At 67.2% G+C, this 21,740-nt stretch carries 19 protein-coding genes; 10 read left to right on the forward strand and 9 right to left on the reverse strand.

What is annotated here, in order from left to right; all coding sequences use genetic code 11:
• Positions 1 to 15: 15 nt before the first annotated feature.
• Positions 16 to 1,416, reverse strand: coding sequence for an ethanolamine ammonia-lyase subunit EutB (locus QX039_RS07330; protein WP_315773437.1), 1,401 nt, complete (start codon positions 1,414 to 1,416; stop codon positions 16 to 18).
• A gap of 248 nt (positions 1,417 to 1,664) precedes the next feature.
• Here QX039_RS07330 and QX039_RS07335 point away from each other — a divergent pair, with 248 nt between their 5' ends.
• The gene (locus QX039_RS07335) at positions 1,665 to 2,177 is read left to right on the forward strand and encodes an N-acetyltransferase (protein ID WP_315773439.1); all 513 of its coding nucleotides are present in this window, start codon (positions 1,665 to 1,667) and stop codon (positions 2,175 to 2,177) included.
• 134 nt (positions 2,178 to 2,311) lie between these two features.
• Here QX039_RS07335 and QX039_RS07340 read toward each other — a convergent pair whose 3' ends face one another.
• The 6 genes from QX039_RS07340 to QX039_RS07365 form a co-directional block, all read right to left on the reverse strand.
• On the reverse strand, positions 2,312 to 4,633 hold the full coding sequence (locus tag QX039_RS07340) for a TonB-dependent receptor (RefSeq protein ID WP_315773455.1): 2,322 nt from the start codon (positions 4,631 to 4,633) through the stop codon (positions 2,312 to 2,314).
• Between the two features lie 162 nt (positions 4,634 to 4,795).
• Positions 4,796 to 5,167 carry a DUF2946 family protein gene (locus tag QX039_RS07345; RefSeq protein ID WP_315738361.1) on the reverse strand — a complete coding sequence of 124 codons (372 nt, stop codon included), beginning with the start codon at positions 5,165 to 5,167 and terminating at the stop codon, positions 4,796 to 4,798.
• Between the two features lie 199 nt (positions 5,168 to 5,366).
• On the reverse strand, positions 5,367 to 7,430 hold the full coding sequence (locus QX039_RS07350) for a hypothetical protein (RefSeq protein ID WP_315738360.1): 2,064 nt from the start codon (positions 7,428 to 7,430) through the stop codon (positions 5,367 to 5,369).
• Positions 7,431 to 7,572: 142 nt separating this feature from the next.
• On the reverse strand, positions 7,573 to 10,395 hold the full coding sequence (locus QX039_RS07355; protein ID WP_315738359.1) for a DUF4159 domain-containing protein: 2,823 nt from the start codon (positions 10,393 to 10,395) through the stop codon (positions 7,573 to 7,575).
• On the reverse strand, positions 10,392 to 11,348 hold the full coding sequence (locus QX039_RS07360; protein ID WP_315738358.1) for a DUF58 domain-containing protein: 957 nt from the start codon (positions 11,346 to 11,348) through the stop codon (positions 10,392 to 10,394). The genes QX039_RS07355 and QX039_RS07360 overlap by 4 nt, the downstream gene beginning before the upstream one ends.
• The gene (locus QX039_RS07365; protein WP_315738357.1) at positions 11,348 to 12,346 is read right to left on the reverse strand and encodes a MoxR family ATPase; all 999 of its coding nucleotides are present in this window, start codon (positions 12,344 to 12,346) and stop codon (positions 11,348 to 11,350) included. Before QX039_RS07365 ends, QX039_RS07360 begins: the two co-directional genes overlap by 1 nt.
• 264 nt (positions 12,347 to 12,610) lie before the next feature.
• Between QX039_RS07365 and QX039_RS07370 the strand changes: the two genes are divergently transcribed.
• Genes QX039_RS07370 through QX039_RS07390 form a run of 5 tightly spaced genes read left to right on the forward strand, consistent with a single transcriptional unit; the run spans position 12,611 to position 16,161 of the window.
• Positions 12,611 to 13,213 (forward strand): DUF1285 domain-containing protein, encoded by a 603-nt coding sequence (locus QX039_RS07370; protein ID WP_315738356.1) that lies wholly within the window; start codon positions 12,611 to 12,613, stop codon positions 13,211 to 13,213.
• An 8-nt stretch (positions 13,214 to 13,221) separates the two neighbouring features.
• Complete coding sequence (locus QX039_RS07375) at positions 13,222 to 13,881, forward strand: CoA pyrophosphatase (RefSeq protein WP_409998911.1); 660 nt, start codon at positions 13,222 to 13,224, stop codon at positions 13,879 to 13,881.
• Positions 13,878 to 14,141 (forward strand): DUF6111 family protein, encoded by a 264-nt coding sequence (locus QX039_RS07380; protein WP_315738354.1) that lies wholly within the window; start codon positions 13,878 to 13,880, stop codon positions 14,139 to 14,141. The genes QX039_RS07375 and QX039_RS07380 overlap by 4 nt, the downstream gene beginning before the upstream one ends.
• On the forward strand, positions 14,138 to 15,388 hold the full coding sequence (locus tag QX039_RS07385) for a CCA tRNA nucleotidyltransferase (RefSeq protein WP_315738353.1): 1,251 nt from the start codon (positions 14,138 to 14,140) through the stop codon (positions 15,386 to 15,388). The genes QX039_RS07380 and QX039_RS07385 overlap by 4 nt, the downstream gene beginning before the upstream one ends.
• The gene (locus QX039_RS07390) at positions 15,385 to 16,161 is read left to right on the forward strand and encodes a TSUP family transporter (protein WP_315738352.1); all 777 of its coding nucleotides are present in this window, start codon (positions 15,385 to 15,387) and stop codon (positions 16,159 to 16,161) included. Before QX039_RS07385 ends, QX039_RS07390 begins: the two co-directional genes overlap by 4 nt.
• A gap of 38 nt (positions 16,162 to 16,199) precedes the next feature.
• Here the strand turns inward: QX039_RS07390 and QX039_RS07395 are convergent, their stop codons facing one another.
• Positions 16,200 to 17,099, reverse strand: a complete 900-nt coding sequence (locus QX039_RS07395; protein WP_315738715.1) for a LysR family transcriptional regulator — start codon at positions 17,097 to 17,099, stop codon at positions 16,200 to 16,202.
• A gap of 103 nt (positions 17,100 to 17,202) precedes the next feature.
• On the opposite strand from QX039_RS07395, the gene QX039_RS07400 reads away from it, so the two are divergent.
• From QX039_RS07400 to QX039_RS07415, 4 genes are read left to right on the forward strand one after another with little or no spacing between them, the layout of a single operon-like run.
• Positions 17,203 to 18,282, forward strand: coding sequence for a 4-oxalomesaconate tautomerase (locus tag QX039_RS07400; protein ID WP_315738351.1), 1,080 nt, complete (start codon positions 17,203 to 17,205; stop codon positions 18,280 to 18,282).
• 52 nt (positions 18,283 to 18,334) lie between these two features.
• Positions 18,335 to 19,333 carry an ABC transporter substrate-binding protein gene (locus tag QX039_RS07405; protein WP_315738350.1) on the forward strand — a complete coding sequence of 333 codons (999 nt, stop codon included), beginning with the start codon at positions 18,335 to 18,337 and terminating at the stop codon, positions 19,331 to 19,333.
• A 14-nt stretch (positions 19,334 to 19,347) separates the two neighbouring features.
• Positions 19,348 to 20,178 (forward strand): ABC transporter ATP-binding protein, encoded by an 831-nt coding sequence (locus QX039_RS07410; protein WP_315738349.1) that lies wholly within the window; start codon positions 19,348 to 19,350, stop codon positions 20,176 to 20,178.
• Positions 20,162 to 20,935 (forward strand): ABC transporter permease, encoded by a 774-nt coding sequence (locus QX039_RS07415; protein ID WP_315738348.1) that lies wholly within the window; start codon positions 20,162 to 20,164, stop codon positions 20,933 to 20,935. The genes QX039_RS07410 and QX039_RS07415 overlap by 17 nt, the downstream gene beginning before the upstream one ends.
• Before the next feature lie 60 nt (positions 20,936 to 20,995).
• Here the strand turns inward: QX039_RS07415 and QX039_RS07420 are convergent, their stop codons facing one another.
• Entirely contained in the window at positions 20,996 to 21,721 is a 726-nt protein-coding gene (locus QX039_RS07420) for an HAD family hydrolase (protein WP_315738714.1), read from the reverse strand.
• Positions 21,722 to 21,740 lie beyond the last annotated feature (19 nt).

Below are 21,740 nucleotides of genomic sequence, written 5' to 3' on the forward strand. Positions count from 1 at the left end.
CGAACGCATCGTCCCTCACGCCCGCGCTCCATGGCCGATCAGCCGGGCCACGGCCGGCGCTCTGCCGGGCAGCGGCGGCATGCGGCCGCTGCTGTCGAGCAGGCCCATCCGCGCCAGCCAGGCCTCGAACTCCGGCGCCGGACGGCGGCCGAGCAGATGCCGCAGCCGCATCACGTCGTGATGCGACAGGCTCTGATAGTTCAGCATGATGTCGTCGGCGCCGGGCACGGCGATCAGGAAGTTGACGTTGGCCGCCGCAAGCAGCAGCGCCAGATCGTCCATGTCGTCCTGATCGGCCTCGGCATGGTTGGTGTAGCAGACATCGCAGCCCATGGGCACGCCGAGCAGCTTGGCGCAGAAATGATCCTCCAGCCCGGCGCGGATGATCTCCTTCGCGTCGTAGAGGTATTCGGGACCGATGAAGCCGACCACGGTGTTGACCAGCAGCGGCGAGAAGGCGCGCGCCACCGCGTAGGCGCGGGCCTCGACGGTCTGCTGATCGAGGCCGTGATGAGCCTCGGCCGACAGCGCCGCGCCCTGGCCGGTCTCGAAATACATGACGTTGTTGCCGATCGTGCCGCGCTTCAGCGACAAGGCTGCGTCCTGCGCCTCGGCCAGCAGCGCCAGGGTCACGCCGAAGCCGGCATTGGCAGCCTCGGTGCCGGCGATCGACTGGAAGACGAGATCGAGCGGCGCGCCTTTCCCGATCGCCTGGATCGAGGTCGTGACGTGGCTCAGCACGCAGGACTGCGTCGGCACCTCGAATTTGAGCCTGAGATCATCGAGCATCGTGAGCAGGCGGATGCAGGCCTCGACATTGTCGGTCGCGGGATTGATGCCGATCACCGCATCGCCCATGCCGAACAGCAGGCCATCGAGCGTGCCTGCGGCGATCGCCCGGGGATCGTCGGTCGGATCGTTCGGCTGCAGCCGCGACGACAGCCGCCCCTCCAGGCCGATCGTGGAGCGGAAGCGGGTCACGACCCGGCATTTGGCGGCGACAGCGACGAGATCGCCATTGCCGCAGAGCTTGGAGACCGCGGCCACCATCTCCGGCGTCAGGCCCGGCGCGAGGGCGGCCAGCCGGTCAGCGTCCGCCTCCCAAGACATCAGCCATTCGCGCAATTCGCCGACGGTCAGCGACGCGACGGGCGCGAATGCGGCGGCATCGTGGCTGTCGAGGATGAGGCGCGTGACCTCGTCGCTCTCATAGGGAATCAGCGGCTCGTCGAGGAAACGCCGCAGCGGCACGTCAGCGAGCGCCATCCGCGCCGCCACCCGCCGCGCGGCGCTGTCGGCTGCGAGGCCAGCCAGCTCATCGCCGGACCGGCGCGGCGAGGCGCAGGCCAACAGCGTCTTGAGATCATCGAACACATGAGTTTCGCCGCGATGGCGCGACCGGAACGCACCCGTCATCTTCGACCTGCCGCTCGTGCTGCGTCAGAGCGGTCCCAGCGGCCGCGACAGCGACCACAACGCTCATGACCTGGGGCAGGTTAAGCGAGGGCGGCTCCGGAAACTTGACATTTTAGCACAATCTTCGGTCACGCCACGCGAGTGCTCAGAAAATTGGCATTGGCGACCCCGGGGCGAGCGAATGCTGTCAACGCGCGGACGGCACGCCATGGACCGCGCCGCTCCAGAATGCTATCTCGCCACCCCACATGAGTGACCTGTCCATTACGATCTCCGCCGAAAAGCCGGGCGACGCGCAGGCGATCGAGCGGCTGCATGAGCGCACCTTCGGCCCCGGCCGCTTCGTGCTGAGTGCCTATCGACTGCGCGAGCATGTCGATCATCTGCTCGCGCTATCGTTCACCGCCCATATCGGCACTTTGCTGGTCGGCTCGGTGCGGCAGCTCCCGATCTGCGTCGGCGACACCAAGGCGCTGATGCTCGGGCCGCTGACGGTCGAGCCGCCGTTCCGCAAGCACGGCATCGGCCGCATGCTGATGGAGCGCTCGATCGCGGATGCGCGGGCGCGGGGCCATCGCTTGATCCTGCTGGTCGGCGACGCCGCCTACTACAGCCGTGTCGGGTTCAAGCCGGTGCCGAAAGGCCGGGCGATCATGCCGGGCCCGGTCGACTACAACCGGCTGCTGGTGAACGAGCTCGTCGACGACGCGTTCGAGGACGTCGAGGGCGCGATCCGTCCTGACTGGGACTACGCCAGGTAGGTCGTCATTGCGAGCGAAGCGGCGAAGCGAAGCAATCCAGAGCCCCAAGAGAAGTCTGGATTGCTTCGTCGCTTCGCTCCTCGCAATGACGAAGGAAGGGGGTTGTCGCGTTTCACGCCCCCCTGAGCTCGCAATCAGAACTTGAGATTGGCAAAGATCCGCACGCCGATGCCGGGCAGCAGCACCTCATCCTTGGTGTAGGACACGGAGTTGCGGATCTTCTCGTTCAACAGATTGTTGCCGACGAGGCCGACCAGCATCTCGCGCGCGCCGAACATGTTCGGATTGAGCTTGGTGCGGTAGCTGACCTCCGCCTTCAGCAGGTTGTAGCCCGGCGTCGGTGTCTCCGCGATCGGCGCGATGTCGTTCTGGGCGAAGGCGTGCAGCAGGTTGATGCGGGTCAGCCAGTTGGCATCGCGCCAGAACAGGCCGCCGCCGACGCGCATCGGCGGAATCCGCGGTACGTTGGTGCCGTCCGCGAAGGTGGCGCGGACGACGTCGAACTGGTTCTCGATGCCCCAGATGCCGCTGCCGAGCGGAGCGACATCGAACTGGCTCTGGAACTCGAAGCCGCGGAACAGCGCGTTGCGCTGCGAGTAGACCGCCTGGTTCAGCGCGGTGCCCGTGGTGCCGCAGGAGGCGAAATCGTCGTCGCACATCACGCCGGTCAGCCGGCGATAGATGAAGTTGCTGAACTGCGTGTAGTAGGCCGTGGCTTCGAAGCGGAACGGGCCGGTGGCCTTGCGCAGCCCGGCCTCGACGGTCTTGGCCGTCTCGATGGTCAGGTTCGGATTACCGATGTCGAAGGTTGCGGTCGCATCATGGCCGCCGCGCGAGAACAGCTCGGCTGGCTTCGGCGCGCGCTCGACATATTGCGCGGTCACGCTCGCCACCAGATCGCCCGGCAGGTTCTGCAACAGGCCGACGCTCGCGCTCTTCGGCGTGTACGACGGATTGCGGGCGATGTTGGCCTGCGGCGTACCGTCCGGCAGATAGTCGACCGGGAAGTCCGGCGTCGAGCCGTTCAGCGCGACGTGCTCGATCCGGCCGGCGACCTGCGCCTTGGTCGAGGGCGAGAAGGCGAGCTCATTGAAGACATAGCCGGCGACGCGATTGTTGGTGTTGGGGCCGAACAGGCCGTTGAACACCGAGCCGGGGTTGTCGGGGCTCGGCGCATTCAGCTCCTGGTGCCCGGCCTGCACGCCATAGGCGGTCGTCAGCGTGGCGAAGCGCAGATTGACGGGCATCATCTGCATCTCGACGCGCGCTTCCTGCTCGCGATTGGTGAAGGTCTGGCGCACGCCATCGGTGGTCGGGTCGGTGACGGCTGCAAGGCCGAGCTCATTGTGCCGATAGTCTGTCGCGCCGGCCCAGAATCGGATCGCATCGATCGCCGCGGAGTCCGGGCGATACTCGCCCTTGGCGGTGATCTTGGTCTGGTGTGCGTCGATCCGGGTCCGGCTGTCGGCGCCGTCGATGCCGGGGATGTGGTAGAGCGCATCGGTCTGCTGGATCGCCGCGCCGATGAAGCCGCCGGTGAAGAAATAGCTGCCGCCGATCGAGGCGCCATCGTTCTGCACGGCGGAGTTCGGCTGCCGGCCGTTCACCGGGCGGGTCTGGTCGAACAGATAGGGGTAGCCCGGAATCGAATAGTCGCCGGTCTTGCGGCCGTAGGCATCGGCATGAAGTGCGAAGTTGCCGCCGCCGGCATCGAGCAGCACGCCGCCCTCGACGCCGCGGTCGACCGAGCTGAACGAGGTGCGCGTTTCCGCGGTGACGCAAGGCGCGCTGCCCGCGGCCGGCGCGCTCGCCGGCAGGCCATAGGTCTGAAACGGCGCGGTCGAACAGGTCGGCAGGGCCTGCGGAATGCGGTTGTTGGTAGCGCTGACGACGCCGCCGATCGAGGTGGAGCCGTAGCGCAGCGCCGCGGGGCCGCGAACGACCTCGATCTGGTCGCTGGTGAGCGGATCGATCGGCACGAAATGATCTTCGCCGAGATCGGACGCACCGCCGCCGCCGATGCCGTTCTCGACGATACCGACGCGGTTGACGTCGAGGCCGCGGATGATCGGCCGGCTCGAGGCGCCCGGCGCGAAGCTCGATCCGGTAATGCCGGGTTTCGAATTGAGAAGGTCGCCGAGCGTGGCGGCGCCGGAGCGGCGAAGCTCCTCGTTCGGCACCACGGTGACGGTTGCGAACTGGTCGGTGACGACAGGCAGCACACCCTGTTGCGGCGGCGGTGGCGCTGATTGTGCTTCTCGCGCTGGCGTCGGCGCACGGGGCCCGCGCGCGACGCGCGCGGTAGGATTGGGCCGCGGCACCACCGGCTTCCGTGCCCGTATCGGGCTTGGTGCTGTCACGTTGACCTCGGGCAACTCGGCCGCCGGCTTCGGATCGTCAGCGCGCGCGGGCGCGCTCAAAACGCACAACATGGCTGCGGCGCTGCAGCCCGACATCAAGGCTCTCGACAACATCCTTCAATTCCTGATCCTGATCAGGCGTCCCACGTCTTTCGTTGCTGGCGGGATGCGCCTGCCGTCGGCTTGCGACGGACCCATTCCTGCACGCTGCCGCCGTGCGCGTGAGCGCAGCCGTGGCGGCGTTTCGAGCGGTTCAGATCAGGCGATGGGAGGAGCGCGCGGCTGGAAGGCGGTGTCGACGACGACGGCCGCGACAGTGGCGGTGATCGCATCGGGCAGACGAAATGCGACCGCTTCAGGAGGCGTCAGAACGGGCGTCGGTGACAGCAGGATCGATTGCGCCATCGCCATGACGGCGCAGATGGCGCAGCCATCAGCGGAGGGCTGCTGGTCGGGGTCCTGGCTTGCGGGAGAGGAGCCGGTATGGGCCTGTGCGGTCGTGATACGACTGCCGTCCAGGCTCTGCGTGGAGAGCCAATGAACATGGCCGAACGCGAGCGCGAATTGCAGCACCAGCGCCAACAGCGCGAGCCGCGAGACATCTTTGATGTTCGCGCGAAACCAGCTCATCGCCAGCTCTGGCTCATGTGATCTGGCTCATGTGAGTAGGCCACCCCGTTCGGCTGAGAGGCTCAGCCTTTGTTACAATGTAACATCGCAGAGGCGCCTCTTAGCTGTCAATCAGAGCGCCGCGGCAACGGATGGAAACCGGCTCGCTGTGCCCTTCGCGCCACGTCGCGCGCCGCCGTGGTGCGCGTGTGTCTTCGTGTCAGCGTCCCTCGCGCACCCAGGTTGCGGCGAGCGCGCCGAGCAGCAGCAGCAGGCCGATCACGCCGGCGAACATCGGCAGCACGCCGACGCCCTTGACCACGCTGGCGTCGCGCATCCGCACGCCCATCCAGCCGTCGCCGCTGAACAGCGTCGATGACCTGACGGGGACGATACGCGGCAGGTCGATGCCCGAGCCGTCGGCGATGCGGCGGGCGTCGCCGCCGGTCGCCTGTGCCAGCGGCTTCAGGGTTTCGGTGGTCGAGGTGACCTCGGAGAATTCCTTCGGATTGGTCGGGCCGACATTGATCAGCGCCTTCAGCGTGCCGTCGGTCGCCTGCCACAGGCCGAGCTCGTTGGCGGGCAGGGTCGCGCGCCATTCGCCGGGATCGCCCTGGCTCAGAGTGAGCTCGCGCGTGGTGCCGGACGGCGAGGTCACGGTCACCGGCGGGACGGTGTCGCCCATGGTCTGGCGGATGACGGCGAGATCCTTGCCTTGAATCTGGAGCCGCAGCGCTTCCTCGTCGAGATCAGGCTGCTGCATCAGCCAGTGCGACATCCGCCTGAGCAGATCGAGATGCGGTCCGCCGCCTTCGTAGCCGCGTGCCCACAGCCAGATGTGGTCGGACAGCAGCAGAGCGACGCGGCCGGCGCCGAAGCGCGACAGCAGCAGGAGCGGCTTGCCATCGGCGCCGGTCATGACCGGCGGACTGACCGCATTACGCGTCTCGACGGTGCGGAAGAAGCGGCTCCAGCGCGGCGGCTCGGAGCCCGAGCCCTCGAGGCCGCGCGTAACCGGATGGCGTTTGCCGGCGTCAGATAGATGCGCATAGAAGGGCTTCTCGGTGACACCGACCGGCTCGGCGGGCAGCACCGAATCGAGCGGTGTGCGCCAGATGCTGGTGTTGGAGGCGTAGTCCGGCCCGGCCGAGACCAGCACCGCGCCGCCATTGCGCACGTAGCGCGCGATGTTGTCGAAATAGGCGATCGGCAACACGCCCTGGCGGGCGTAGCGGTCGAAGATGATCAACTGGAATTCGTTGATCTTCTGCTGGAACAGCTCGCGGGTCGGAAACGCGATCAGCGACAATTCGTTGATCGGGGTGCCGTCCTGCTTCTCCGGCGGCCGCAGGATGGTGAAGTGGACGAGATCGATGCTGGCGTCCGACTTCAGCAGGTTGCGCCAGGTGCGTTCGCCCGAATGCGGCTCGCCCGACACCAGCAGCACGCGCAGCTTGTCGCGGACGCCATCGATCGAGACCACGGCGCGGTTGTTGACGAGGGTCAGCTCGTTGTCGAGCGGCGATGCCTCGATCTCGACGATGTTCTGGCCTTCGTGCTTGATGTCGACGTCGACATTGGCGGCTTGGCCGCTGGTCAAGGTGCGCTCGCTGATGACCTCGCCGTCGCGCCGGATCACGACCTTGGCGCTGGCGCCGCTGACGCCCTGGTCGTCGAGCCGGAAGCTGATGGTCTGCGGCTGGCCGACGATGCCGAAGCGAGGCGCGGCCGTGATCGCGACGCGGCGGTCGCGCTCGGCCTTCTGGCCCGTGATCAGGGCCTGCAGCGGAGCCTGGAAGCCGAGCGCGGCGACGTTGCCGGGAATGTCGTGGACGCGTCCATCCGTGATCAGGAAGGCGCCGGCGACCCGATCGACGGGAACGTCCGACAGCGCCGAGGTCAACGCGCTGAACAGATGCGTGCCGTCGGTCTCGCCATCGGCCTGGCCGGCATCGACCACGCGGACCTCGAGGCCCTTGATCTTCTTCAAGCTGTCGACCAGCGACTCCTGGGCCGCCTGGGTCTGCTTGTTGCGGTCACCGAAATTCTGGCTCGGGCTCTTGTCGACCACGACGGCGGCGACCGAGCTCAGCGGCTCGCGGTCCTCGCGCGTGAACTGCGGATTGGCCAGCGCGAGCGCGATCAAGGCGAGCGCGGTGACGCGGATCCAGGCCGAGCGCGAGCGGCCGAGCAACAGGAGCGCGGCGATGACGACGATCGCGCCGATCGCGAGCCACAGCACGACCGTTGGGACCAGAGGCGTGAATGCGATGCCGTAATTCATGAGGCAAACTCGCTGGCTTCGTCATGGCCGGGCTTGTCCCGGCCATCCACGTCATTCCCTCGGAAAAGAGGGGCGTGGATGCCCGGCTCAAGGCCGGGCGTGACGACGGAGGTTTTGGCGCGGCTGCGCGTGGCTATTGTCATCACTGCCCAAGCCGTTCGATCAGTGCCGGCGCGTGCACCTGGTCGGCCTTGTAGTTGCCGGTCAGCGTGTACATCACGATGTTGACGCCGGCGCGGAAGGCGAATTCGCGCTGCCGCGGCTCGCCGGGAACCATCGGCAGCATGGCCTGGCCGTCGGGGCGGATGGCCCAGGCGCCTGCGAGGTCGTTGGAGGTGATGATGATCGGTGAGACGCCGTCGCCGCCGCGCGCCGGACGCGAGGCGCTGTCCTCGTCCTCGTCTTTCGGCAGCGCCTCGACCCAGGTCTGGCCTGCGGTGAAGCGACCGGGGAAGTCGCGCAGCAGGTAGAACGTCTTGGTCAGCACGTGCTCGCGCGGCACCGGCTCGAGCTCGGGGACGTCGAGCGACGACAGAATCTCGCGCAGCGACTGCATGCCCGGGGTCTGCTGCGCGCCGTTCTCGCCCGGGGGCGCCTCGACCGCATCGCGGGTATCGAAGATCACCGTGCCGCCCTGCTTCATGTAGGCGTCGATCTTGTTGATCGCGTCCTGCGGCGGCTTCGGCGTGCCCGGCACGATCGGCCAGTAGATCAGCGGGAAGAAGGCGAGCTCGTCATGCGCAGGATCGATGCCGACGGGGTCGCCGGCTTCGAGCGCCGTGCGCTGGGCCAGGAACAAGGTCAGTCCGGTCAGGCCGGCCTTGACGATGGAATCGACGTCGGCATTGCCGGTCACGACATAGGCAAGCCGCGTCTGCGACACCGCGCGCATGGCGAAATCGTCGCTGGCGGCGTCGGCGCGCGCGGCCGTCGGCATCGCGACCGCGAGCAGGGCGCCGGTTGCAAGCACCGCAAGCACGATGGACGCGGGCGCTGCACGCCGCCACCGCGCGAGCGAGGCCAGCACGCCGCCGAGCAGGGCGACGATGACCGCGTCGATCAGGAACAGCAGCAGTGCGGTCGACAGCAGGATGCCCCGGAGATCGCGCGGCTCCGCCGTGGTGTAGCTGGCACGCTTGGCGCGCAGCGTCGACGTGTCGAGCTGCAGAATGCGATCGGCGGGGCTGAGCGTGTTCACTGCGGTGGGTCCCTCGGCTGGGCCATAGAATCCGGGTGGATGATCCAGCGAAGCCCGGTCGTTGAAATCCGCCGGCAGCGGCTTGGCGGTCGAAGGCGGCGGTCCGAAGGCGCCGAAGCCGTCGAGGATGTGCAGCGGCGCCAGCGTGGCCTTGGCGGTCTCACCCGCGGGACCAGGGCCCGGCGTCGAAGTGTAGCCGGACATGTCGACGATGCGGCGGAGCATCTCGACCATCGCGCCCGACATCGGCAGATCGGACCAGCGCATGTCGGCGCTGACATGGAACAGCGCGATCAGGCCCTTGCCGCGATGCTCGCCCGTGACGAGCGGCGTGCCGTCCTCCAGCGAGGCCCAGCTCTTGGTCGCCAGCACGGCGTCGGGCTCGGCGAGGACCTGGCGATTGACCGTCACGTCCTTCGGGACGGTGATGCCGGCGAACGGGCCGTCGGCGGCGAACGCGGCCAGGTGTTGCGGCTTCTCCCAGGTCAGGCTGCCGCCCAGGGTGCGGCCGCCGCGGCGCAGCTTGACCGGCACGAGATCGTCGTCGCCCTGCGCCAGGCGCGGGCCGGCGAAGCGCACCAGCACGCCGCCATTCTCGATCCAGCCGTTGAGACGGTCGCGCAGCTCCGGCGACAGCGTGCCGACGTCGGCCATCACGATCATCGGCACCTTCTGGTCGAGGAACTGCGTGATGACCTGCTGCGGAGCGCCGCGATCACCGAGGCGGAGATCGGCGAACGGCGCCAGCGCGCGCGTCAGATAGAAGGTCGGCGCGAGCAGCGGTTGCGCGGTGTCGCTGGTGGCGCCGGAGACGATGCCGACCGCACGCCGCCGCCAGCGCTTGTCGAGCAGTTGCACGGCGCCTGCGGAGCGCTCGCCGGCGATCTCGAGCCGGGTGATGTCATTGCGCAGCTCGACCGGAAGATCGAAGCTCGCCTCGGCGTCGTGCGCACCGGCGGCGAAGCCGAACTGCGCTTCGCCGAGCGGCGAGCCCTTGGCGTCGAGCGCGCGCACAATGCCGCCCGGAACCGAGAGATCGGCGCGCAGCACCTTCACGGTCATCTTGGCCGCGGCGTTCTCGGCGCCCGCAAGCGCCAGCGGCGACAGGGTGCCGCCTTCGAACACCGTCAGGCTGCGATCGCCGATGGTCTTGGCAAGGCCGGTGACAAACTCGCTGCCGCGGCCGGGATCGACGCCGTCGGAGAACCACATGATCTCGGCATCGCCCGTCGCTTTCAGGAAGCGATCGAGCTGCGGCAGCGCATCGGCGCGCTCGGTCGTGTAGGCCTTGGGCGCGATCTGGCGCAGCGCGACGCGCGCCGCGCCGGCTGGCATCAAGGTGAGGTCGCGTGCGGGCTCCGACAGCGGCATCAGCGCGACGCCGCGGCGGTCGGCATCGGCATTGGCGATGATCTCGTCGGCGGCCCTGATACGCGTGTCCCAGCTCGCCGCCGCGCTCCAGCTGTCGTCGAGCAAAAGCACAAGCGGCGCCTTGCTGCCGACGGCTTCGGTGCGCGGATTCCAGATCGGGCCGGCCGCAGCGAAGATCACCAGCGCCGCCGCGATCAGCCGCAGCAGGGTGAGCCACCAGGGCGAGCGCGACGGCGTCTCTTCCTTGGGCGTGATGTCGAACAACAGCCGGGTCGGCGGAAACTCGATGCGGCGCGGCCGCGGCGGCATCACCCGCAGCAGCCACCACAGCACCGGCAGGCTGATGAGCCCGGTCAGCAGCAAGGGTTCGGCGAACGACAGCGGCAGGCCCATCATGCGCCGAGCCCTCCGGGGCCAGCGCCCACTTTGACGCCGCCGCGCGCGCTACCTTTGGCCGTGGTCATGCCGGCATGCAGGAACAGCAGCAGCTCGGCAGCCGAGCGGCTGGTGGTGTGGGTGGTGAACAGCCAGTCGAGCTTGCCGGTCTCGGCGCGGATCTGGTCGCGATGCAGCGCCACGCGGGCGACGTAGTCCTGCGCCCAGCTCTCGGCGCGGCCGGCCGTGATGACCTCGCCGCCCTCCGGCTCGACGAACTCGACGCGGCCGGAATAGGGGAAGGTCTCCTCGGCGGGATCGACGACCTGGACCATCGTGCCGTGCGCGCCCGACGCGGACAGGCCGGCGAGCATGGTGCTGATCTCGGAGATCGGCGACCAGAAATCCGACAGCACGACGATCTCGGCGAGCGCGGACGGCACGAAGGAGGGCGGCAGGCTCGGCCTGATCGTCTCATCATGCAGCATCGCCTGCGCGATGCGGTCGATCACGTTGCGGCTCCCGGTCGGATTGATCAGGCCGGGAATCCCGACGCGTTCGCCGCCGGCCACCAGCAACTCGGCCAGGGCGAAGGTCACGATCAGGGCGCGCTCGAGCTTGCTGTCGCGGGCGCCCTTCGACGCGAACGCCATCGACGGCGAGCGGTCCGGCCAGATCCACACGGTGTGCGCGGCCTCCCATTCCTGCTCACGGACGTAGAGATGATCGTCGCGCGCGGAGCGGCGCCAGTCGACGCGCTGCGACGGCTCACCGGAGACGAAGCGGCGGTACTGCCAGAAGCTTTCGCCGGAGCCGGCGCGGCGACGGCCATGCAGACCATGGATCACGTTGGCGGCGATCTGGCGCGCTTCGAGCACCAGCCGCGGCAGCGACGACGCCAGCGTCCGGCTTTCGCCATCGGCACGCCGGATTGCGAGAATCTCCGTGTCGGCGTGCCCTGTCGCTGCGGCCATCAGCCAATCCGGCTCTTCAGTTGCCGGATCACGTCCGGAATGGTGCGTCCCTCGGCGCGGGCCGGGAAGGTGAGCGCCATGCGGTGCTTGAGCACGGGCTCGGCGAGATCGAGCACGTCGTCGATCGAGGGAGCGAGGCGGCCGTCGAGCAAGGCGCGGGCGCGCACCGCGAGCATCAATGATTGACTGGCGCGCGGACCCGGGCCCCAGGCGATCAGCTTGCCGGCGTCGCCGGCCTCCGGGCCGGGGCGGGCGGACCGCACCAGCGACAGGATCGCCTCGACCACGGAATCGCCGACCGGCAGCCGGCGCACCAGCCGCTGCGCAGCGATCAGCGCGTCTGCGGTCATCGCGGCCTTGGCGCCGCTCTCTTCGGCACCGGTGGTCTCGAACAGGATGCGGCGCTCGGCGTCGCGATCGGGATAGTCGACGTCGATCTCCATCAGGAAGCGGTCGAGCTGGGCCTCGGGAAGCGGATAGGTTCCTTCCTGCTCCAGCGGATTCTGGGTCGCGAGCACGTGGAAGGGCTTCGGCAGGTCATGACGGGCGCCTGCGACGGTGATGTGCTGCTCCTGCATGGCTTGCAGCAATGCCGACTGCGTGCGCGGGCTGGCGCGGTTGATCTCATCCGCCATCAGCAGTTGCGCGAACACCGGGCCGGCGATGAAGCGGAACGAGCGCTTGCCGCCGGCGCTCTCGTCGAGCACCTCGGCGCCGAGAATGTCCGACGGCATCAGGTCCGGCGTGAACTGGATGCGCTTGGCATCGAGGCCGAGCGTCACGCCCAAGGTCTCGACCAGCTTGGTCTTGGCGAGGCCGGGGACGCCGATCAGCAGCGCGTGGCCACCGGACAGGATGGTCACCAGCGTGTTTTCCACCACGCGGTCCTGGCCGAAGATGACGCTGGAGATCGCATCCTTTGCCGCTCGGATCTGGCCGGAGACCTGTTCGGCCGACCGGACGATCGCATCCTCGAGCTTCTCGGCACTCTCAGCCATTCCCATCGCTCCTTCTGCCCCGCATCTTGAACTTTCGGACGGACGTTCCGCTCCAGTTTGCCGGGACACGGATGCCAACCTATGCGAAGGCGCTGTATTCGTTGAGTTAAACTATCCCCATATTATCGGCATTACGGGGTATTGACGGCATCACGTTATGGCGACCTTACATGACCTGCAGGGCCGCCAGGAACTTTTGCACAGACGACGACGATGGAATCTTGCACCAATCGTGCCAAGGTGGACGCAAACTCAAGGCAAACCATGGCGAAGCAAGGGCAGACCACCGACAACGGACTCGATCGGCTGACGTCGGCGGCAACGCAGGCTGGCACATCCGCAAAGGGACTGCCGCCGGTGCATTTGTGGAATCCGCCATTCTGCGGCGATCTCGACATGCGAATCGCCGGTGATGGTAGCTGGTACTACATGGGCACGCCAATCGGGCGGCCTGCGCTGGTGCGGCTGTTCTCGACGATCCTCAAGCGCGAGGGTGATCGCTATTTCCTGGTCACGCCGGTGGAGAAGGTCGGCATCCGCGTCGATGATGCCCCCTTCACAGCCGTAGAAATGCGGACGGAGAGCGATGCGCGCGGACCGCTGCTGCATTTCCGCACCAATGTCGACGACTGGGTCGCGTGCGATGCCGAGCACCGGCTGCGCTTCGAGCCTGGCGAGAGCGGCGGCCTGAGGCCCTATCTGCATGTGCGAGCCGATCTCTGGGCCAAGGTGACGCGGGCGCTCTACTACGAGCTTGTTGACATGGGTGAGGAGCGGATGATCGATGGGCGTGTCATGTTCGGCGTGGGGTCGGGCGGCGCGTTCTTCCCCATGGCCGATGCAGAACAGGTGAGGGCGGCGCTTTGAACCAGCCCATGGTGAGGAACGGGACCGCTGGGCTCAGTTCAGCCGATTTCTTCGCGCGGGGCCGCGCGCGGTTGCGCTTCGACGTTCCGCAGGCCCTGCTCGATCCGGATGTCATTCCGGCCAGCGGAGATTCCGGCACCGACCGCATGCTCGAGATCATCTCCCGCGAGCAGCCCATCCGCCCCGCGGCGGTGCTGATCCCGGTGGTCGACCGTCCCGAGCCGACGGTCCTTTTGACCCAGCGCTCGCCGAACCTCTCGAGCCATGCCGGGCAGATCGCCTTTCCCGGCGGCAAGATCGACGTCACCGATGCCTCGCCGCTCGATGCCGCCCTGCGCGAGGCCGAAGAGGAGGTCGGGCTCGACCGCAGCTTCGTCGACCCGATCGGCTATCTCGACGTCTACGGCACCGCCTTCGGCTTCCGCATCCTGCCCACGGTGGCGCGGGTGCGGCCCGGATTCACGCTCAAGATCAACGAGGGCGAGGTCGACGACGCCTTCGAGGTGCCGCTGGCCTTCCTGATGGACCCCGCCAATCATCAGCTGCATTCCAAGGAGTTTCGCGGCATGGAGCGTTTGTATTACGCGATGCCGTTCGCCGAGCGCTACATATGGGGCGCTACAGCGGGCATCCTTCGGGTCTTGTACGAGCGGGTCTGTCAGCCATGATCCGTGGCGTGTTGACGGAAATCGGAATTTTCCTCATTCCTTTTGCGGTTTATGTGTTGTTCTTGCTCGCGACCAAATCGGGGCTGTTGGTGCCTGTCAACTGGCCCTTTCATCTGATCACAAAATTGACGGTGGCGGCGCTGGTGTTGGTGATTGCAAGTCTGGTCCTGATCGCCGAGTTCTCCGGCGCGCCGCCGCGTTCGACCTATATCCCCGCTCATGTCGAGAACGGCAGGCTCGTTCCAGGGGTCGAGAAATGATCGGCGCGCGGGTGCTGCATGCGCCCTGGCTCTCGTCCGGTCCCGCCGCGCGCGTGCTCGCGCTGCTCAATTGCGACGGCGAGGAGGCGCGGGTGGTCGGCGGCGCCGTGCGCAATGCGCTGCTCGGCATCGCCATCGGCGACATCGACATCGCGACCACGGCGCTGCCGGCGGAGGTGCTCCGGCGCGCCAAGGCGGCGTCGATCAAGAGCGTGCCGACCGGCATCGACCATGGCACCGTGACCCTCGTGCTCGAGGGGCATCCATTCGAGGTCACGACCCTGCGCGAGGACACCGAGACCTTCGGCCGCAAGGCCAAGGTCGAGTTCGGCCGCGACTGGGTCGGCGACGCGCACCGGCGCGACTTCACCATCAATGCGCTGTCCGTCGGGCCGGACGGCGTGGTGCATGATCACGTCGGTGGTCTCGCCGACATCGCCCAACGCCGCGTGCGCTTCATCGGCGATCCCGCCCAGCGCATCGCCGAGGATTATCTGCGCATCCTGCGCTTCTTCCGCATCCATTCGGCATTCGGCCACGGCGTCCCCGACCGCGAGGGCTATCTGGCCTGCATCGCCGGCCGCGCCGGCCTCGCCGCATTGTCCGCCGAGCGGGTGCGCATGGAGATGCTGAAACTGCTCGTCACCGACGGCGCGGTCGGCGCGGTCACGGCGATGGCGGATGGCGGGTTGCTGACGGCGATCCTCGGCGGCGTCGCCTATCTCGGTCCGTTCGCCGCGATGATCGGCATCGAGCGCGAACTGGAGCTTTCGCCGAGCGCGGTCCGCCGTCTCGCGGCGCTCGCGGTCGCCGTGACCGAGGATGCGCGCCGTCTCGGCGTCAGACTGAAGCTCTCCAATGCCGAGACCAAGGCGCTGGACGGCATGGGCCATCGCTGGTGGCGGTTCGCATCCGCCGACGAGGCGCGAGTCCGGCGTCTGCTGTATCGTCTCGGCGAGACCGTCTATCGCGACCGCCTGATGCTCGGCTGGGCGCGGGCGCGCGATCGCGACGACCGGCGCTGGCGCGAGCGTGCGCTGTTGCCGCAGCGCTTCACGCCGCCGAAATTGCCGTTGAAGGCGGCCGATTTCATCGCGCGCGGGGTTGCGGAGGGACCGCTTCTCGGTCATGTGCTCACCCTCGCAGAGGATGCCTGGTTAGCTGCGGACTTTCCGCTCGACGAGGCATCGCTGAACGCGATCGCCGATCAGGCGGCGGCGCGTGTCAACCGCGACGGACGTTCATGAATTTTCTGGCAGGCTTTGCCGACATCTCGCTCCTGCAACTCCTGCTCGTCGCTTCCGTCGCTCTATTCGCTTCGATCATCGGTGGTCTTGCCGGCTACGGCACCGGCGCTCTCATGCCGCTCGTGCTGGTGCCAATGGTCGGCGCCGAACCCGTCGTGCCGATCATCGCTATCTCGGCGATCCTCACCAACCTCAGCCGCGTCGCCGCCTACCTCCAGCATGCCGATCGCACCCGGGCCGGCATCGTCATCGCCGCGGCGGCGCTCACGACGGCGCTCGGTGCCTACGGCTACACGCGACTGACCAATGCCGGCGCGGCGTTCGTGATCGGCACCATGCTGATCATGAGCGTCCCGCTGCGGCGGATCCTGCGCAAGCGCGAGGTCAGGATCGGCAATGGCGGGCTTGCCGCCGGAGCAGTCGGTTATGGCGTGCTGGTCGGCGGCACCTCCGGCTCCGGCGTGATCCTGCTGTCGCTGCTGATGGCGGCGGGCCTGGAAGGCGCCGCGGTCATCGCCACCGACGCGATGATCTCGGTGGCGACGGGCGTCATCAAGATCTCGGTGTTTGGTTTGGCCGGCGTGGTCACGGCGCAGGTGCTGGCCTTCGCGCTCCTGATCGGCGCGGTTGCGGTGCCGGGCGCGTTCCTCGCCAAGGCCTTCGTCGCCTGCATGCCGGTGCACATCCACGCCGCCATCCTCGACGCCGCCGTGATCACCGGCGGCGGCGTGATGATCGCGTCGGCGCTGCGGCACCTGCTGCCGGCGGGATAGCCCTTCGGCGTCAGGCTACCTGCTGTGCTGCTCGGCCTCTACGTCCGCCCCCAGCGGCCGATCAGCATCTTCAGGAAACGCTCCGCCGCAGGCGACATCGTGCCGGTTCTGCGGCGCACGACGCCGATGGTGCGTGAGATCTCGGGATTGAGGATGGGGCGCGTGACGAGGAAGGGATGATCGCTCTGCGGTGTCGCCATCTTCGGAAGAACCGAGATGCCAAGCCCAGCCTCGACGAGTCCAAGCGACGTGGAGAGATGCGTCACCTCGTAGAACCAGCGCAGCTTGATCGCTGATTTGGCGAGCGCGGCATCGAGCAGGGTCCGGTTGCCGCTGGACCGGTGTACGGTGATCAGAGGGTAGGGCTCGAGATCGCCCCAGCCGACCGTCGCCATCGCGGCGAGCGGGTGATCCTTGCGCGCGGCGAGCACGAAGGGATCCTCGACCAGACGGTCGAAGATCAGCTCGGGGTCCGATGCTCCCATCAGGTTGATGCCGAACTCGACCTCGCCACGCTCGACGGCCTGCAGCCCATCGGTGGCAGGCAGGTCGAGAATGCGAAAGCGGATGTTGGGATATTGATCGTTGAACTCGCGGATGACCGACGGCAGGAAGTAGAACGCCGCGGTCGGCAGGCAGGCGATGGTGACGAGGCCTCCGCGATTGAGGCCGCTGTCGCGCACAGCAAACAGCGAGCCGTCGAACTCCTCGATCATACGCCGCACGAGCGGCACCAGCTCGGCGCCGAGCGCCGTCAGCGCGACGTGACGCGTCGTGCGCTCCAGGAGCGGTGCGCCGATCGCGCCCTCCAGCTTCTGGATGCGCCGGCTCAATGCCGGCTGCGAGAGGTTCAGGGCCTCGGCGGCCCGATGAAAGCTCTCCAGATCCGAGACGCTCAGGAAGGCCCGGAGGTCTAGGATCTCACAATTGATGTTAATCATGCATCAATACCGCAATTCTTTGCATTTCAAAGATCGATCTCAGCTCAGTATACGCAACAGTAACGTAGATTGATACGAAATTGACATAACTGAGGCCGGCATGAACGATCTGATCTCGATACCGTGCGTCCTGATGCGAGGCGGAACGTCGAAGGGGCCCTTTTTCCTGGCGTCGGACCTGCCGAGCGATCCGGTCCGGCGCGATGAGATTCTGCTCTCGGTCATGGGCTCCGGTCATCCGCTGCAGATCGACGGCATCGGCGGCGGCAATCCGGTCACGAGCAAGGTCGCCATCGTCGGGCCGGCCAGCGTGCCCGGCGCCGACGTGGATTATCTGTTCGCGCAGGTGCGGATCGATCAGCAACTGGTCGATACCTCGCCCAATTGCGGCAACATGCTTGCCGCGGTCGGACCTTTCGCCATCGAGGCGGGGCTGGTGCCGGCGAAAGGTCCGGCGACGCTGGTCCGCATTCACAACGTCAATACGCGCCAGTTGATCGAGGCCGAGGTGCCGACCCCCAACGGCAAAGTGTCGTATCTCGGCGACGCGTCGATCGACGGTGTCCCAGGGCGAGCGGCGCCGATTGCGCTCACCTTTCTCGATGCTGCCAACCGGATGGACGAGATGTTTCCGACCGGCGAGGCCAATGAGACGATCGACGATGTCGACGTCACGCTGATCGACTGCGCGATGCCGATGATGATCGTGCGTGCGGAGGATCTCGGCGTGACCGGTTATGAGAGCGCCGCCGCGTTGAGTGCGAACACGGCGCTGCTGGAGCGGCTCGAGCGGCTGCGCGTGGCGGCCGGCGGGCGCATGGGACTCGGCGACGTTCGCGACCGTGTCATTCCCAAGCCGGTGCTGCTCGCCCCCGCGGTGCACGGCGGCCACGTGTCGGCCCGCTATTTCATGCCGCACGATTGCCACCCGTCGCTTGCCACCACCGGCGCCGTCGGCATCGCCACCTCGCTGATCGTGGCGGACACGGTGAGTGCGCGTCTCGCTGGGCTGCAGGTCGCGCCTGCGGTCATCGGCATCGAGCACCCGATGGGCCATATCGACGTCAAGCTGCAGGAGCGCGATGGCCGGATCGTGGCTGGGATTTTGCGGACCGCCCGCAGGCTGTTCGAAGGCTGCGTGTTCGCAAAGCCCGCGACACGGATGGTACACGCCGCCTGAGCGCACGCGGCGTCCGGACTCAATCGACATCGATAACAAGGGAGGAAGTCACATGCGTCGTCTCATGCTCGCCATCACTGCGGCTGTCGCAATCTGCGGCTCGGCCGCCGCCGAGCCCGTGCGCATCAGCGTCGGCTCGTACAATCTGAACAACCTGCCGTTTCCGGTCGCGGTGGGCCTTGGCCTGTTCCAGAAGGAAGGGCTCGACATCACCGTGGAGAATTTCGCCTCCGGCGGCTCCAAGACGCTGCAGGCGCTGGTCGCCGGATCGACCGATGTCGCCGTCGGCTTCTACGACCACACCATCCAGATGCAGTCGCAGAACAAGTCGGTCGTCGGCTTCGTGCTGCTGTCGCGCAATTCCGGTCTGGTGCTGGCCGGTGGCAAGGCTGCGACGTTCGACCCGGCCAGGCCGGAGACCATCAAGGGCGCCAAGATCGGCATCACCGCCCCCGGATCATCCTCGGACTTCTTCGTCCGCTATTATCTCAAGCAGAACAAGATCCCCGCCGAGAGCGTGTATCTGATCGGCGTCGGATCAGGGGCCGCTGCCGTGGCCGCGCTGGAGCAGGGCAAGATCGATCTGCTGGTGAACTACGATCCGGCCGCGACCTATGTCGAGCAGAAGGGGATCGGCAAGATCCTGATCGATGCGCGAAGCGACGAGGGCGCCAAGCAGGTCTATGGCGGCATCTATCCGACCTCCGTGCTCTACGCGACCCAGCAGTACATCGCGAAGAACCCGGCAACGGTCCAGAAGATCACCAACGCCACGGTCAAGGCACTGCGCTGGATCGCCACGCACAGCGCCGAGGAGATCGTCGCGGTGCTGCCGAACGATTTCATCTCCGGCGAGAAGGAGACCTATACGAAGGCGGTTGAGAACGCCAAGGCGATCTTCTCCAGAGATGGGCAGTTCGACGAGACCGATGTGCAGACGCCGCTGCATGTGCTCAAGAGCTTCAATGACAAGGTGGAGGCGGCGTCGATCGACCTCGCCAAGACCTACACCAACGCCTTCGCCGTGAAGGCGCAGAGCGTCTCGAACTGATCGGGAGGAAAACAATGGCACTCGCCGTCGTCAAGGACCCGGACCCGATGGTTCAGTCCCGCAGCGCCAGGAGCATGGTGGAGATCAATCAGGTCACCATGTCCTTCGGCAGCTACACCGCCGTCAGGGACGTGAATCTGACGGTCGCCGATGGCGAGTTTCTCGCCATTGCCGGTCCGACCGGCTGCGGCAAGAGCACCATCCTCAACGCGATCGCGGGCCTCTTGAAGCCGAGCGCCGGCAGCATCGCCATCGATGGCCAGCCGGTGCGCGGTGTCCAGGGCAACATCGGCTATCTGTTCCAGCAGGATGCCTTGCTGCCGTGGAAGACCGCGATCGAGAATGTCGAGCTCGGCCCGCTGTTCCGCGGCGTGTCGGCCCGTGAGCGCCATGAGCGCGCAATGGCCTGGCTCGTCAAGGTCGGGCTGAAGGGCTTCGAGCACCGCTATCCGCACCAGCTCTCCGGCGGCCAGCGCAAGCGCGTGCAGATGGCTCAGGCGCTCATCCATGGGCCGAAGGTCATCCTGATGGACGAGCCGTTCTCGGCGCTCGACATCCACACCCGCCACCTGATGCAGAACGAGCTGCTGCGGCTGTGGCAGGAGGAGAAGCGCGCGGTGGTCATGATCACCCACGATCTCGAGGAGGCCATCGCGCTGGGGGATCGCGTCGTCGTTCTGGCCTCGGGACCGGCCTCGCGGGTCATCGACAGCTTCCCAGTCGACCTGGAGCGGCCGCGCGACGTGGCCGAGATCAAGCTCGATCCGCGCTTCACCGATCTCTATCGCAACATCTGGGCCTCGCTGCGCGGGGAAGTGGAGAAGAGCTATGCCCGCCATGACTGAACGCCTCATCCAGCTCGCGTTGCTGATCGTCATCGTCGGCGGCTGGCAGGCCGGCGTCACCTATGGCGTCATCGATCCGTTCTTCTTCCCGGCGCCGCTGGCGGTGCTCAAGCAGGTGTTTGCCTGGCTGTCGGCGCAGAGCTTCTACGCGCATGTCTCGACGACGCTGACCGAGACGATCCTCGGCTACATCATCGGCACCGGACTCGGCGTCACCGCCGGCGTCTGGCTCGGCCTCAACCATTCCGCGGCGCGCATCCTCGATCCCTTCATCAAGGCGCTCAACGCCGTGCCGCGCGTGGTGCTGGCGCCGATCTTCGTGCTATGGCTCGGCCTTGGCCTGTGGTCGAAGGTGGCGCTTGCGGTGACCCTGGTGTTCTTCGTCACCTTCTTCAACGCGCTGCAGGGCGTGCGCGAGGTCAACCCGGTGGTGCTGGCGAATGCCCGCATCCTCGGCGCCCGGCGCTCGGAGCTGCTGCGTCACGTCTACTTCCCGGCGGCTGCGAGCTGGATCCTGTCGTCGCTGCGAACCTCGGTCGGCTTTGCGGTGGTCGGCGCCATCATCGGCGAATATCTCGGCTCGTCCGCCGGGCTCGGCCATCTGATCGCGCAGGCCGAAGGCAATTTCGATGCGGTCGGCGTGTTCGCCGGCATCTTCATCCTGGCGATCTTCGTGCTGTGCATCGACGCGCTGCTCGACCTCGTGGAGAGCCGCCTGATCAAATGGCGTCCCAACGTCGCCGAGCGTCCGGCCTGATCCGGATACGACAGAGCGCCGGTCCTGACGGGCCGGCGCTCTTGCATTGATCACCAGGCTTCAGGCCGGCACGAGCTCGGTCAGCGAGCGGATGATGCGGTCGGGCTTGACGTCGGTGCCTTCCGGCAGGCCGTCGCCATGGACGTCGATCCAGATCGAATAGATGCCGAGCCGCTGTGGCGCCACGATCTCCCATTCGAGATTGTCGCCGATCATCCAGGTGTCTTCGGGGCCGACGCCGAGCCGCTCCATCGCGTGCCAATAGGCGCGCTCCTCGGGTTTGCCGAAGCCGTGCTCGCCCTCGATCTGGATGTGGTCGAAGCGGTGCGCCAGCGCGAAGCGCTCGATCTTGGCGCGCTGCTGGCCGGCCTCGCCGTTGGTCACGAGCGCCAGCCGGACGCCGCGCGCCTTGAATGCGTCGATCGCCTCATGCGCGCCGGGAAAGATGAACATCTGCTCGTCGCGATAGGCGGTGAAGCGGTCGGCGATGCGGATCGCAAGCTCGATCGGCAGCGCCGGGCCTGCGGCGATCAACGCCGCGAAGCCGCCCTTGACCACCTCCTGGCGGGCCTGGATCAGCTTCATCCGCCATTCGGCGCCGGCGACCGACCAGAAGCTGCGCGCCGAGGAGAGGATCGCGGCCGCCACCTCCTGCGAGGTATGCGGCGCCAGCTCGTCGGCAAATTCGGTGGCGACGATGTTCCACGCGATCTCGGGCCGGCCATAGGCCGACAGGATGGTGTCGTCCATGTCGATCAGCATGGCGCGGGGCAGGGGAGCGGTCATCTCCTGGGTACGCGGCGGC

This window comes from Bradyrhizobium sp. SZCCHNR1043, assembly GCF_032489675.1.
Classification (GTDB): Bacteria; Pseudomonadota; Alphaproteobacteria; order Rhizobiales; family Xanthobacteraceae; genus Bradyrhizobium.